The sequence below is a fragment of the [Borrelia] tanukii genome, assembly GCF_030439725.2.
GTDB lineage: Bacteria > Spirochaetota > Spirochaetia > Borreliales > Borreliaceae > Borreliella > Borreliella tanukii.
This window is the reverse complement of sequence record NZ_CP124034.1, coordinates 345,987-359,850: the sequence shown is the minus strand read 5'-3', so window position 1 is coordinate 359,850 and position 13,864 is coordinate 345,987. Positions and strand designations below refer to the sequence as shown.

At 27.6% G+C, this 13,864-nt stretch carries 12 protein-coding genes; 9 read left to right on the top strand and 3 right to left on the bottom strand.

Annotated elements, in window-relative coordinates; genetic code table 11:
* Positions 1-93 precede the first annotated feature (93 nt).
* Together QIA27_RS02240 and rpmB are read left to right on the top strand one after the other, a co-directional pair.
* Complete coding sequence (locus QIA27_RS02240) at positions 94-1,659, top strand: hypothetical protein (protein ID WP_301353646.1); 1,566 nt, start codon at positions 94-96, stop codon at positions 1,657-1,659.
* A gap of 14 nt (positions 1,660-1,673) precedes the next feature.
* A complete protein-coding gene (gene rpmB / locus QIA27_RS02235; protein WP_006068611.1) occupies positions 1,674-1,952 on the top strand; it encodes a 50S ribosomal protein L28 in 279 nt (92 codons plus the stop codon).
* 18 nt (positions 1,953-1,970) lie between these two features.
* Here rpmB and amrB read toward each other — a convergent pair whose 3' ends face one another.
* The 3 genes from amrB to QIA27_RS02220 all read right to left on the bottom strand — a co-directional run bounded on the left by amrB (position 1,971) and on the right by QIA27_RS02220 (position 5,678).
* Positions 1,971-2,699, bottom strand: a complete 729-nt coding sequence (amrB, locus tag QIA27_RS02230; protein ID WP_301354324.1) for an AmmeMemoRadiSam system protein B — start codon at positions 2,697-2,699, stop codon at positions 1,971-1,973.
* A 29-nt stretch (positions 2,700-2,728) separates the two neighbouring features.
* Positions 2,729-4,162, bottom strand: coding sequence for a pyruvate kinase (pyk, locus tag QIA27_RS02225; protein ID WP_301353644.1), 1,434 nt, complete (start codon positions 4,160-4,162; stop codon positions 2,729-2,731).
* A gap of 97 nt (positions 4,163-4,259) precedes the next feature.
* Positions 4,260-5,678, bottom strand: a complete 1,419-nt coding sequence (locus QIA27_RS02220; protein WP_301403535.1) for an NFACT family protein — start codon at positions 5,676-5,678, stop codon at positions 4,260-4,262.
* A 198-nt stretch (positions 5,679-5,876) separates the two neighbouring features.
* On the opposite strand from QIA27_RS02220, the gene QIA27_RS02215 reads away from it, so the two are divergent.
* From QIA27_RS02215 to QIA27_RS02185, 7 genes are read left to right on the top strand one after another with little or no spacing between them, the layout of a single operon-like run.
* Positions 5,877-6,527 (top strand): LolA family protein, encoded by a 651-nt coding sequence (locus QIA27_RS02215; protein ID WP_301353642.1) that lies wholly within the window; start codon positions 5,877-5,879, stop codon positions 6,525-6,527.
* 11 nt (positions 6,528-6,538) lie between these two features.
* Positions 6,539-7,738, top strand: a complete 1,200-nt coding sequence (locus QIA27_RS02210; RefSeq protein ID WP_301403534.1) for a BB_0345 family helix-turn-helix protein — start codon at positions 6,539-6,541, stop codon at positions 7,736-7,738.
* A 2-nt stretch (positions 7,739-7,740) separates the two neighbouring features.
* Positions 7,741-9,837: an ATP-dependent helicase gene (locus QIA27_RS02205; protein WP_301403533.1), complete on the top strand. Its 2,097-nt coding sequence runs from the start codon at positions 7,741-7,743 to the stop codon at positions 9,835-9,837.
* A 9-nt stretch (positions 9,838-9,846) separates the two neighbouring features.
* Positions 9,847-10,122, top strand: coding sequence for an Asp-tRNA(Asn)/Glu-tRNA(Gln) amidotransferase subunit GatC (gatC, locus tag QIA27_RS02200; RefSeq protein WP_301353638.1), 276 nt, complete (start codon positions 9,847-9,849; stop codon positions 10,120-10,122).
* Positions 10,123-10,132: 10 nt separating this feature from the next.
* Positions 10,133-11,581: an Asp-tRNA(Asn)/Glu-tRNA(Gln) amidotransferase subunit GatA gene (gatA, locus tag QIA27_RS02195; RefSeq protein ID WP_301386332.1), complete on the top strand. Its 1,449-nt coding sequence runs from the start codon at positions 10,133-10,135 to the stop codon at positions 11,579-11,581.
* Positions 11,571-13,028 carry an Asp-tRNA(Asn)/Glu-tRNA(Gln) amidotransferase subunit GatB gene (gene gatB, locus QIA27_RS02190; RefSeq protein ID WP_301403532.1) on the top strand — a complete coding sequence of 486 codons (1,458 nt, stop codon included), beginning with the start codon at positions 11,571-11,573 and terminating at the stop codon, positions 13,026-13,028. The genes gatA and gatB overlap by 11 nt, the downstream gene beginning before the upstream one ends.
* Complete coding sequence (locus QIA27_RS02185; RefSeq protein ID WP_301403531.1) at positions 13,021-13,830, top strand: hypothetical protein; 810 nt, start codon at positions 13,021-13,023, stop codon at positions 13,828-13,830. The genes gatB and QIA27_RS02185 overlap by 8 nt, the downstream gene beginning before the upstream one ends.
* Positions 13,831-13,864: the final 34 nt, after the last annotated feature.

Below are 13,864 nucleotides of genomic sequence, written 5' to 3'. Positions count from 1 at the left end.
ACAATAAATTATGTATAATTTTTATAGTTAATATTGATTTCCATGTTTAATTAGAAAATAGAGCAAGGAAATTGAAGAGTTTTTAGGGGGATGATGAATTTGGGTTTATTTGATTTTATACTTTCTATGTTTAGTATTAATAAAGAACTTACTTCTGAACAAATAAAGCAAAAAAGGTTAAAAGAAGTTAAAGTTAGTTTAAATAGAGTAAGTAATTTTTTTAATGCTTCAAAAATTCAAGCTTTACCCCAATTTTCTAGATTTCTTTATAACTTTTATAAAATTTTTTCTCCCTTAAGGCCATTTGCCCAAAGATATAAAAATTCTAATAAGGTTATTCATTTTGTTGTTGAAAAATATTTAAATGAAAGTCAAAAAAAATCTTTAGATTATATTTATTCTTTTTCTGCAAGCGATAATATAAATTTTTCTTCAGATCTTCCTAAAAATTTACATAATAATTTATCCTATTTGTTTAAAAACATAACTCAAGAGCAAATTAAGTTGATAGATGAAACTTATCAAGCTTTGCATAATTTTTTTGATTTGGTTTTGTATCAATATTATTTAGTTCTTAAAAATTTCGACAGCTTGCTTCCAGAAGATGATTTTGTGTATAGGCCTAGATTTAGCTCTATAGGTTGTGGAGTTATTATAGATGATCTTAAAGATTTGTTGGAATGTATATCTTGTGTTAAAAATATTTCTATTTGGAAAAACCTTTATGACATTATTTTAGAAATTTATGGGAATAAAGAAGATTTTCCTATTAAATCGAATGCTTGGATTAAGATTATTTCTTCCATTTTGGATATAAATAAGAGTAAAGAAATTTTGTATTTAATAAGATATGTTAGTGGAGATCCAGATTATTTTCCTCTTTCTGTTGGGCAAAAGCCCAATCCAATAGCAAAAATATTTTTTAATGATCTTACCAAGCATGTTGCCACTGAAATTGAAAAGATTAAAGTTTTGCAAAAAAATAACAAATCTAAAATATTAGCCGAACAGCTTTTTCCAGGAATCTCTTTTTTAAATTTGGATAATTATAATGAAAAAATGAATGAAAAGATTGTATCTAAAATTATGAATACTTCAGGTTATATTTATTGCGAGCTTTTAGTTTATTTGAGAACATATACTATTTATTTTGTTAAAAAAGATCTTAATGATATTATCAATTTACTTATTATTAAAGGACAATGGAAGCTTATAGAGCTTTCAAGAGAAATGTCTAATGACATGCATGCCTTGATTAATATTTATGCAAGTCTTATGGATTTTGATTCTAATTTAGGGGAGCAAGGTGGCTATGGTAATAGAATAAATGCATTGCTACATAGAGCTTCTGTAGGGGATAAATCTTCAGAGAAATTATTGTTAAATATAATAGCGGATGTTAATAAAAAGGCATTTACCATATCAAGTGAATATTATTCTAAAATTTATTCTATTGAGCAGCGATTACAAGATTGTCTTTCAGACTATTCAAAGGTTTCTTTGGAAAGAGAGCTGATTTATAATTGGAAAGAGCTTGATATGGATCTTGCCAAAAGCTATGGAAACAATTTAAACTTTGGAGGTATAATTAAAAATATTTTAGGTAGTTTGGCTTTATTTTTAAAGTTAATGGATTTATATTTGGAAAAAAAATCATAAGAAGGAGTGTTTAAATGGCTAGGAAGTGCGAGATAACAGGAAAAAAAACTATGTTTGGAAACAATGTTCCAAGGAAGGGTCTTGCGAAGAAAAAAGGTGGAGCTGGGCAACACATTGGAGTAAAAACCAAAAGAACCTTTAAGGTAAATTTAATAAATAAAAAATTTTTTATTCCAAATCTTGGAAGAAGTATTAATATTAAGGTTTCTGCTAATGCATTAAGAAGTATTTCAAAGATGGGACTTGATGCTTTTTTAAAGAAAAACTGCAAAAAAATAGAAAACTTTTTATAAATTTTCATTTTAACAATTTTATTTTATTAGAATGCTGCTTGATATCAAGTATTCTGGGGAATTGATTGTTATTTTTGATTCTGTAAATTCAAAATTTTTAAAAAGGCTTGAAATGGCCATGATTGCGTTTATGTTTTCTGGGAATATTTTTTTTGATTTATAGTTTTCTAGTATTAAATTGAGAGTAGGTGATTTTTCTTCAAGCAAAATACGCTTTAAATTTTCTTCAAGCTTTAGGGCTTTTTTTATGTTTGTAGATTTTGAAATAAAGTAAGATAGCAAAATAAATGAGTTTTCTTCTTTACTTATAAAAGGTTTTAAAAGTTCGCAAAATTTTAGTAAATGTTTATTGCAAGTTTTCCCAAAAATTATTGGAATTATTTTTATATTATTCTTTATATTGCTAATAAAATTTAATGTAATTTCAATTTTATGATCATTCTCGATTAGTTTATCGTCTATATTGATAAAATTTAAATTTTTTAATAATTTTAATATTTTTAGATTTACTTTAATATCTTTATTAAAAATTTTCCATACATTATGATTGGATATATTGATTAAAAAATTGCTTTTTGCTTCAGAGATTATAAATACATTATTGGTTTGAGTTGATATTATTTTCTTGAACAAACACTCATTTTTTAAAAAAAACTCATAGTTTCCATAACTTGTTAGGATGGCTTTGTGAGTTTTTTTTTCTGCTAATTCAAATGATAAGCCGTTTGTATTATTTGAATAAAATATGTTTTCAACTAAGGGGCGTCTGACTTGCTTTATATATTTCGCCCCTTGATTGCGTCTTCTACTGTGTTTATTTCCATAAATTCTGTTCCTTTGTCAATATCTCTGTTTGGATTACCAGAAATAATTATTACAGTATCTTTGTCATTAACAACACCTTGTTCTTTTAGCATTTTAAGAGAAGTTACTACAAATTCGGTAGTTCTTTTAAAATTATTGTCTACAAGATTAGAATAAACCCCGTAAGATAATGCCAATTCTCTTGCTAATCTCTCGCTATTTGTTGTAATAAATAGTGGAACACTTGCTCTGTAAGTTGCCATTATTCTTGCAGTTTTGCCTTTTAGAGAATCTACAATAATTGCTTTTACATCCATAAGCTTTGTGGCATCAATTGCACATTTGATAATATAGTTTCTTGTAGTGCTTTTGTCGTAAAAAAGTTCATCTTTATATAAGGTCATTTTTCTGTGCTTTTCAACTTTTTTAGCAACGCTTGTCATCATTTTTACAGCTTCAATTGGATATTTCCCGTAAGCGGTTTCTCCAGATAGCATAATTGCATCTGTGCCGTTTAAAATAGCATTGGCAATGTCAGATACTTCTGCTCTAGTAGGTCTTGGATTTTCAATCATTGTATGAAGCATTTGAGTTGCTGTAATCACAGGTATTCCATACTTTATGCAGGTTTGTGTTATTTTGAGTTGAGCAATGGGTACATCTTCTGCAGGAATTTCAACTCCCATATCTCCTCTTGCAACCATTATTCCATAAGATGTTTTTACAATTTCTTCAATATTGTCAATTCCTTCTTGATTTTCGATTTTGGATATAATTTTTACATCAGAATTTCCAGCAGCATTTAAAATTTTTTGAACATCTTGAACGTCTTTGGAATGTCTTACAAACGAATGAGCAATAAAATCAATATTGTATTTTGCTGCAAGCTCAATAAACCCTTTATCTTTTTCGGTTACTGATTGCAGTTTAAGAGAAATGCCAGGAGTATTGATTGATTTTTTATTTTTAATTTGGCCATCATTTTTAATTTCACAAATTAATCGGTCAGGCAGTTTAGTAACAACAGTCATTTCAAGTTCACCGTCGTCAATTAACACTTTAGATCCTTGGGGTACTTCTTTAACAAATCCATCATAATTGGTTTGAAAGTTGTTAGGTTCATTAATAGGCGAAGTTGAGATGATTACTTTGTCTCCAGTTTTTACAATAATAGGATTTTCAATATTTGCTGTTCTAACTTCCGGTCCTTTTGTGTCGATCATTAGAGCTATTTTGTTTGAAATTTTTCTAACATTGTTTATTACTTTTATAGTATCTTCGTGTGATTGATGAGCAGTATTTAGTCTTATGACATTTACTCCTGCATCGTATAAATCTTTTATGTGTTCTGGTTCGCATCTAAGATCAGATATTGTTGCTACAATTTTTGTTAACTTTGAAATCATAAAGTTTTTCCTCCACTATTATAAATTTTATGCTTTTTATCTTTGAATAACAATATTTTGTCAAAAATTCAAAACTTTGCTTTGCTATAAGTAGTGCTTAGGTTTGATTTTTGATTTTTTTTATTAGATTTTCATCTAGCTTAATATGTAAATTTTTTTCTGCTTTTGGAATTACATGGCCCAGCTTTCCGTTTTTAACTCTTCTTAAATTTTTAACTTGAGTGTAGTAAAGATCCGCTTTTCCAGATTTTTTTGCTAGTTTTGTATAAAATATGCATAAATTACCAGCAGCTAAAAGAACATTAAGGCAAGGAGTTTTATTTTTTTGACTTTTAATAAAAACATAAGCCCCAGGATAATCTCTTGTATGAAGCCAATAGTCATTTCCCCTAACACAGTGCCTTAAAAGTTCGTCGTTTTCTTTTGCGCTTCTTCCAACAATAATTTCGAATTCACAAAAGGTAAAATGCAAGCCTATTTTTGGTGTTTTTTCTTTTTTTTTAATAGCAGTTTCTTCTTGATTATATTCTTCTTTTGGAATGAAATTTTCGATCTTTAACATGGTTATTTTTGATTGAATTAAATCAAATTTGTCCAGATTGTCTTTTAATTGATTTTGTATGGTCTTAAAAGAATTTTTACCTTTTTTATATGCTTTAAAATATTGCAAGGCATTTTCTTTTGGCGATAATGATTGGTTTAAAGATATTTTTATTTTTTCTTCTTTATAATTTAAGAGGGTTATTTCTTTAATCCCTTTTTGTATTTTGTTAATATTTAATAAAATCAACTCACCTTTTTCTTTTTCATTTTCAATGTTTTCAATCAGTTTAATTTGTTGTTTTAAAGATTCTATTCTTTTTTCTAAAACAATCAATTCTTTTTTATATTTTTCAATAAGCAATTCTTTTATATTGTTTTTTTTAATTTGATTGCTGAGAGATTCGTAGTAATTTTCAAGAAATTCAGAATAAGATGCGTATGTGGCATTATTGTATTCTTCTTTTAGACCCATGATTTTTTTATCAGACATTTTATTGCTTTCTTGTATTTCTTTAGCTTTTAAAAAGATTTCACCCGATGTTTCTTTTATTTTTGGTCTTCTGTAATATGCATCTAGTATTTTAAGGTTTGAGTTTGTAGCTATTATATTTGGAGAAGATGGCCACAATTTAATAAATAAGATAATTATTTCCTTTTTTAAAATCTCAAGAGAAATGATTCTTTCATTTTTCATTTGGAAAGCTTTTAGAATTTTTCCATTTTGAATTTTTGATTTTAAGAAGTCAGAAAATCTTAATTTTAAAGCATTTTTTTTGAAATTTTTTTTTGTTATATGAAATCTGGTAGTGTTTGGATTTAAAGAGATTAATATTTTAAATTTTTTATTGTCAATTTTATTGTAAATCTCTAAAATCAAACTTTTGTAATCCGGTTGTATTATTTTTTTTATTAAAGAGTTTGTAAAAGGGATTTCTTTAATCAAAGTATTTATTTCAACGTAATTCAAAGACATTGTTACTAAGTCCTAATTCTTTAAAGGTGTTTATACCTAAGCTTTAAATTTTTATTTTATGTATTAAACTATTACTATTAATAATAGTTTATTTCTATGATATGTAGTATTATGGAAATAAAGTTTATTAGCAATAAATAAAATAGTTTAAATGTAGCTTTGTTAATAGCTTAAGCTTAATAAATAAGAGTTCATAGAATGATAAAAACAATACTTTTATTGGTTTTATATCCTGTTGCTGCGTTTGCTCAAATATCTGCAAATCAATACTTTGAAGGAATTTATGCTAAGTATCAAAATATAGAGGATATGCAAGCGACAATTAATTTTACTTTAAAGGGATTAAAGCAAACAGGTGTTTTGCTTTATAAGTTTCCAGACAAATTTATCATTAGTTTAGATTCAAATAATCAAGTTTTTGTAAGTGACGGTGAATTTTTGACAGTTTATGTTCCGTCCCTTGGAACCTCGTTTAATCAACAATTAATAAAAGGTAGTAGTGGGGGAGGTCTTATGAAAGTTTTAAATAGTGAGTACAGTGTGTCTTATACCAATTCTCCAAATCTAGAAGCTCTCGATTCATCTGAGTCTGGAAAATATATTAAATTAACCTTTTCTAGGAAGCTTTACAAGGGAGCTGCTACTATTAATTCTTTTATTATTGCTTTTACTCCGGATGGAATAATTAGAAGAATTACTGCGTATCCTACTAGTGGTGGGCGTGAAATAGTTATTGATTTAACCGCTGTGAAGTTTAATGTTGGCATTCTTGATAGCAAATTTAAGTATGATCCTCCAAAATCTTCAAATAAGGTGGATAATTTTTTATATGATATTAAAAAAAATTAAGGTTTAAATCTATGGAAGAAAATGATTTTATTAAATTTGGGAGTTATTTGAGAAAAGTTAGAAATGGTAAAAATTTGACTCTTGAAATGGTAGCTGATGATATTAAAATTTCTATTAAGTATCTTAAAGCTCTTGAAGATTCTAATATTGAAATTTTTCCAAATGAAGTTTTGGCTGTTGGATTTTTAAGGACTTATAGTGAATATTTAGACATTGATTCTAGATTGATATCAACACTTTTTAAAGATTATAAAAGTAGACTTAATAATAGTTATATTGGGATTAAATCTGAAGATAAAATTTCAAATTTAGGCTTTTTAAGCGACAATAAAGTTTCGGACAAAAAATTGGTTTTTTTTAGTTTAGAATCTTTAAGTACGTTTAAAATCCTTTTAGGAATTGTTGGTATTATTTTGCTACTATTTGCAGTTTTTGCTTTTAGAGAAGTGGAAGTTTATTTTAAAAAATTTTTTAATCTTAGTCAGGATGAGAAGATAATTTCAAATATTCATGAAGTGTCTTTTGATAAAAAAAATTTTTGGAATCTTTCTCTTAAAGAGGGGGATTTTTTATCTTTAACTAATGGCGATAATATTGCAAAATATAGAACATCTTTTATTGGTGATGATTTAGTTATTGTTGATGAGTCTAAGAAAAGTAAAAATATTTTTAATCTAGGAGAGTTTAAAGAGATAAATCTTGATGATAATATGAGAGTCAAAATTATTTATGAGAATTATTATCATGATAAGTCAAAAATAGCTAATGTAAGTTTAGAGTCCTTTGCTTTAAATGTTAAATATGTATCTGAAACCAATATTGACAATAGATTTAATATTTTAAATTGGCAATTTGATGTTAAGGGAACTGAAAAGTTACTAAGTAGCGATTATCTTACCCTGTATTCTTCTCAAAAACTTTCAAATGTTGATTTAAAAATCGATTTTATGAATGATACATTTGTTAGATATGCTGATGAAAACAATCTTCATGGTAAGTCTTTTTTTGCATCCAAAGGTATTCCTATTAATTTATCTTTTGAAAAATCTTTGATATTATTCTTTTCAAGACTTTCTGATGTTAAGATTATTCTCAATGACAGGGACATTACTTCTTTTTTAAAAGAGCAGGGGAAAGAAATTTTTGCTGTCCAATTCTTTTGGGTAAAGACACCTTCAGGGTTTGATCTTAAGGTTTCTGAAGTTTATTAGCAATGATTAAAATAAAAAATTTTTTTTCTAGCTTAAATGCTTCTCAAGAAAAAATTGTTTTTAGTAAAAGTAAAAATCCAATTCTTGTTTTAGCGGGGCCTGGAAGTGGTAAAACAAGGGTTATAATTGCAAAAATTGTGTATTTAATCAAACATATGAATATAAATCCCAGTGAAATCTTGGCTTTAACTTTTACCAATAAAGCCGCAAACGAAATGAATGCTAGGATAAATGATCTTTTAAAATTTGACAAGAGACTTCATATTCAAACTTTTCATTCTTTTGGGTCTTGGCTTTTGAGAGCTTACTATAAAGATTTTGACAAAAATTACGATTCAAATTTTACAATTTGGGATACTAATGATGTTGCTAGATTTATCAAGCAAATTGATCTTGCTCCAAATCTTGAAATGGCAAAACATATTGCGGCTTTGATTTTAAAAGACAAAGAAAATTTTTTCTTAGAAAAATTTATTGAATTTGGAGAAAAGGATCATGAGTATATTAAAATTTATGAGAAAGAAAAAGCTAAGAATAATGCTTTTGATTTTTCAGATCTTATTATTAAACCCATTCTAATGCTAAGGCAGTCTAAATCTTTAAAAGAATATATTCAATCCAAATTTAAAGTTATTTTTGTGGATGAGTATCAAGATACAAATTATTCACAATTTTTATTTTTGAAAGAACTTTATTTGGATGGTATGTATTTTATGGTTGTAGGAGATGAAGATCAGTCAATATATTCTTTTAGAGGAGCTAGAATTGAAAATATTCTTGAATTTGAAAAAACTTTTGGTAATGTTGTTAAATTTTATTTAATGCAAAATTATCGTTCAAATTCAAATATAGTAGATATTGCAAATGGAGTTATCTCAAAAAACAAAAATAGGTATGAAAAGCAAATAACAACTAAAAATAGTTCTGATAAAAGAATGAAATTTTTAGTTTTTCAAAGCACATCAGATGAAGCTGAATATTTTTCTAATTTACTTGTTGACAATGATATTGAGACAGCAATACTCTATAGATTCAATTCCCAATCGTTTCATTTTGAAACATCTTTTTTAAAGAAGAATATTCCATACAAGGTTTTAGGATCAATTAAATTTTATGATAGAGAGGAAATAAAGGATATTATTTGCTTGCTTAGACTGTTTATAAATAAGAAAGATAAAATAGCTTTTTTGAGAATGATAAATAAGCCTTCTAGAGGAATTGGAAAAACTACTTTAGACAAAATAATTAGTGCTTTAAACGATGATGATGTTAATTTCAATTTATTTTGTGCGAGCAAAAAGGTTTCAAGTTTGCTTAAAAATAGAGCCAAAGAGTCTCTTTTATTGTTTTTAAATGCTTATGATGAGTTAGGTAAGAAACTTTTTGAAGATAATTATATTAATTTATCTGCTTTTATTGAGGATGTTGTAATTAAATTTGGTATTTTAGATTATTATAAAAAATTTGATAAGGATGAAAAATTAAGAAATATTGATGAGCTTATTAATAGTGGAATTGAATATTCGGGTACGTTTGAAGGTCTTGCTATATTTTTAGAAAATTCTTCACTTTCTCCTTTAATTTCTGGGGATTTTAAGTCCAATATATTCTTGTCTTCAATTCATGGCGTTAAGGGGCTTGAATTTGATAGAGTTGTGATTTCTGGGCTTGAGAAAGGTCTTTTACCAGCTGAAATTGAAGAATTAACAGAAGATAAACTTGAAGAGGAGAGAAGGCTTTTTTATGTTGCAATCACAAGAGCCAAATCAGAACTTATTGTCACCTTAAATTTAAGGCGAGCTTTTAGAGGTTCTTTTAAAAGCACTGCACCTTCTGTTTTTTTTCAAGATATTGACAAAAACTCTTATGATATTATCTTTATTCCTGAGTATTTAAAAGAGAATTTTAATAATTTTTTTATTGATAATAAAAGGGATGGTAAATTTAATATTGGAGACTATATAATTTATAATGGGGAAAAGGGGATGGTTGTTGATAGCTGGTACCAAGGTAATTCACAGTTTGTTAAAATTAGTTTGACAAACGGTAAGAAGGCTATTTTGAGTCCTGAGTATGTTAAAAAAATTATAAAAGTCTAGAGGTTTAGTTTGCAAGATATACATTTAGAAAATAGTTTGAAATTAAGCTTAGTTACACTAGGCAGAGAGAGTGAAGATAAATTTATTTCAAAATTTGAGAAAGTTATTAAATTGGTTAATGAAATTTCAAATTTTGAGGTTCAAGTTAATTTTGATGCTAATAAAAAAAAGATTTCTACATTACGTGAAGATAAAGTAAGATTTTCTCTTTCTATTGAATCAATTAAAAAGCTTAGCAACTCGTTTTTAGATGGATATTTTTCATCTCCTAAAATATTGGAATAAGGATAAGGTCTTGGACTTAAGCAATTTAACTTTAACTAAAATTCAAGAATTAGTTTTAACTAAAAAGTGTAAAATTTATGATATTTTACTTGCTTATAAAAATAATTATGAATTAAACAAAGATATCAATGGATATATTGAATTTTTTGATGATTCTTTGGAGATCGCAAAAAGGTATGATGAGTGTTTAAAAAGTTGTGAATTAGAAGATTTGCCTTTAATTGGCATGCTTATTGCTGTTAAAGATAATATTTCAATTCAAGATAAATCTTTAACTTGTGCTTCTGAAATTTTAAAAGGATATATTTCTCCTTATGATGCGACTGTGATCAAAAGGCTTAAGGATAAAGGAGCAATTTTAATTGGTAGAACTAATATGGATGAATTTGCCATGGGTTCTACCTGTGAATTTTCTTGTTATGGCGCAACTTTAAATCCTTTAAATAGAGAATATGTTATAGGCGGTAGTTCTGGAGGCTCTGCAGCTGTAGTTTCAGCTTTTCAAGCACCCTTTTCGCTTGGCAGTGATACTGGAGGTTCTGTTAGACTTCCTGCATCTTTTTCGGGAATTTTAGGCTTCAAGCCTTCTTATGGAGGCCTTTCTCGCTATGGACTTGCATCTTATGCTTCGTCTTTTGATCAAATAGGATTTTTTTCTCATTCTATTGAAGATATTGCTTTAATTTTAAAGCATACTTGTGGATCTGATAAAATGGATTCTACTAGTGTAGACATCTTTGATGATGATTTTTATCCTTTAAAAATAGAGTCGTTGCAAGGTAAAAATTTAGCTTTAATTAAAGAGCTTAGCGAAGATCTAATGGACAAAAACGTTGCAAGTAGTTTTGCCAAATTTAAACTTGATCTTTTGTCAAAAGGCATTAATATAAAAGAAGTTTCAATAGAAGAGATTAATATTGTTTTATCAATTTATTATGCAATTTCTCCTGTTGAAGCATCCTCCAATCTTGCTCGTTATACCGGACTTTGTTATGGTAAGAGAATATCAGAAAATCTAAGTCTTAATGATTTTTATTTTAAACATAGAAGCAATTTCTTGTCAGAAGAAGTTAAAAGGCGCATTGTTCTTGGAAATTATTTATTGTCAGAAGGGTATGATGCCAAATATTATGCAAAAGCTTGTGAAATTCTTCAAAATTTAATTATTCCTAAATTTAACAAGCTTTTTGAAAGTTGTGATTTTATTATTACCCCAACAAGCTTTGTTAAACCTTTTAGAGTTGGTTTGGATTTTGACGATCCTGTTAAAATGTATTATTCAGATATTTGCACAGTGATTGCAAATCTTATTGGAGCTCCTGCCATTTCTCTCCCGTATTCTAAGGATGAGGAAGGATTATCGATTGGAATGCAAATTATTGGGCGCAATAAGAAGGATTTTGAACTTTTAAGTTTTTCAAAAAATGTGATTAGGGAATTGGGATTAAATGGAATATAAATTAGTTATCGGATTAGAAATTCATATTCAGCTAGGTTTAAAAACAAAGGCTTTTTGTGGATGTAAGAATGAGTTTGGAGGAGTTCCCAACTCTCGTATTTGTCCAATTTGTCTTGGGCTACCCGGTTCATTGCCAAGTGTGAATGTAGAGCTTATTAATAGTGCAATTTTAGCAGGACATGCCACAAATTCAAAGATTAGACATGTTGTTAAATTTGATAGAAAACATTATTATTATCCAGATTTGCCAAAAGGATATCAAATCTCTCAAAATGATAAGCCAATTTGTGAGGGAGGAAGCTTATTAATTGAAACCCCTTCTGGTTTAAAAAAGATTAATATTATTAGAATTCATATGGAAGAAGATTCAGGTAAAAGTCTGCATTTGCTAGATAGTGAAAATCAAAGTTATATTGATTTTAATCGTTCAGGTGCTCCTTTGCTTGAGATTGTTTCTGCTCCAGATATTAGTAGTGGGGATGAAGCAGTTGCCTTTTTAAGTTCTTTAAGAGAAATTTTCAGGTATCTTGATTTGTCAGAATGTAATATGGAAAATGGTTCTTTTAGATGTGACGTAAATGTTAATTTAATTGCTAGAGAGAGTGGTGTTGAGTATAAAACTCCAATAGCTGAAATAAAGAATTTAAATTCTTTTAAATCTATTAAAGCTGCTATTGAATATGAAGAATTAAGGCAGCAAGAGGAATGGATTCAATTTAGAAAAACCCTTGATAGTTGCGGTAAGCATACTAGAGGGTTTGATGATAAGAGCGGGACGACAGTGATTCAAAGGGATAAAGAGACAGTATCTGATTATCGGTATTTCCAAGAACCCGATTTGCCTTTAATAGAGATTGATGATTTTTATATTGATAATATTAAAAATTTAAAGTTAATTGAACTTCCATTTGATGCAAGAGTTAGGCTTAAAGATCAATATGGGCTAAGCGATTTTGATGTTATTACTTTAACATCAGATAAACACCTACTTAGATATTTTGAAGAAGCTGTTATTAATGCAAGTGATCCTAAAAAAGTAGCCAATTGGATATTGTCTGAAGTTTTAAGTGTTCTTAATGATAAAGGAATTAGTGTTCTTGAATTTAATTTGCTTCCAAGCTATATTACAGAGCTTGTTGAATTTATTGTTGCTGGTAAAATAAGTGGCAAAATGGCAAAAAAGGTATTTTCAGAGATGATGATTAGAGAAGTTTCAGCTTCTGTTATTATAAGTGAAAATCAATTAGAGCAAGTAAGTGACAAGTTTGTTATTAAGCAGATTGTGCTTGAAGTTTTGAACGAAAATCCTAAATCAATTGAACTTTACAAAAAGGGCAAAGATCATGCTATCAAATTTATGATGGGGCAAATAATGAAAAAATCTTCAGGAAAAATTAATCCTGTACTTGCAAATGAAATTCTTTTACAAAGTTTATCAAATGTGTGATTTGTCCTTAATAAATAATTTGCCAGTGATCAAAAGGGCAAGATTTTTTTATCTTTACGATATTCATGGTAAGAGATATTTAGACTTATATTTAAATGGTGGAAAAAATTTTTTAGGCTATAGAATTCAAGGTTTAAATCGTCTTTTTAAGCAAACTATGTCGAGGGGCTTGGTATCCCCTTATCCTTCTGTTTTTAAAAATCAATTTATCAATTTAGTATTTACTTTTTTTAAAGAGGCCGGATCTGTTTATATTTTTAAACTAGAGCAAGATGCAAAAGAATTTTTATTATCTTTAACTGGTAAAGATAAAGTTTGTATGCCTTGGGAAAAAGAAGAAGGAATATATGAGTTTAAAGTAGGATTTAAGAATATTAAATATCCTATGATCTTTAATATTCCTTTGCCTGATTGTATGTCTGTTAGCATTGTTGTTATAGATAATCTTTCTAGAAAAATAGAATTTAAAGATAATTTTGATGCTGTAACTTTATCTTTGGCTAGACATACATTAAGCAAACTTTTGTTGTATAAGAAAAATCTGAATGTTGATTTTAATTCTTTTGCTACATCTTTGTTTAGAGTGATTGATAGGTATATGTTCCCTCTTTATGATGTTTGTTATCATGCTGAAATTTTTAATGAATTTTTAAAATATGGGTATTTAATTAGTCCAAATTTTAGCATTCCATCTATTGTTCCCTTGAAGTTTTCTAAAGGAGATTTGGATAATTTTAAAAAAATTTGTTTTGATCTTAAAAATAAGTTTATTGATGGACTTGACAGTGATCCTTACAAATAATACAATGAATGAGATTTATGCATAAAATTATATG

What these genes read in the sequence shown, in the direction of transcription:
- QIA27_RS02240 (WP_301353646.1), top strand. Translation starts at nt 94, where the DNA reads ATGAATTTGGGTTTATTTGATTTTATACTTTCTATGTTTAGTATTAAT.
- rpmB (WP_006068611.1), top strand. Translation starts at nt 1,674, where the DNA reads ATGGCTAGGAAGTGCGAGATAACAGGAAAAAAAACTATGTTTGGAAAC.
- pyk (WP_301353644.1), bottom strand. Translation starts at nt 4,162, where the DNA reads ATGATTTCAAAGTTAACAAAAATTGTAGCAACAATATCTGATCTTAGA.
- QIA27_RS02220 (WP_301403535.1), bottom strand. Translation starts at nt 5,678, where the DNA reads ATGTCTTTGAATTACGTTGAAATAAATACTTTGATTAAAGAAATCCCT.
- QIA27_RS02215 (WP_301353642.1), top strand. Translation starts at nt 5,877, where the DNA reads ATGATAAAAACAATACTTTTATTGGTTTTATATCCTGTTGCTGCGTTT.
- QIA27_RS02210 (WP_301403534.1), top strand. Translation starts at nt 6,539, where the DNA reads ATGGAAGAAAATGATTTTATTAAATTTGGGAGTTATTTGAGAAAAGTT.
- QIA27_RS02205 (WP_301403533.1), top strand. Translation starts at nt 7,741, where the DNA reads ATGATTAAAATAAAAAATTTTTTTTCTAGCTTAAATGCTTCTCAAGAA.
- gatB (WP_301403532.1), top strand. Translation starts at nt 11,571, where the DNA reads ATGGAATATAAATTAGTTATCGGATTAGAAATTCATATTCAGCTAGGT.
- QIA27_RS02185 (WP_301403531.1), top strand. Translation starts at nt 13,021, where the DNA reads ATGTGTGATTTGTCCTTAATAAATAATTTGCCAGTGATCAAAAGGGCA.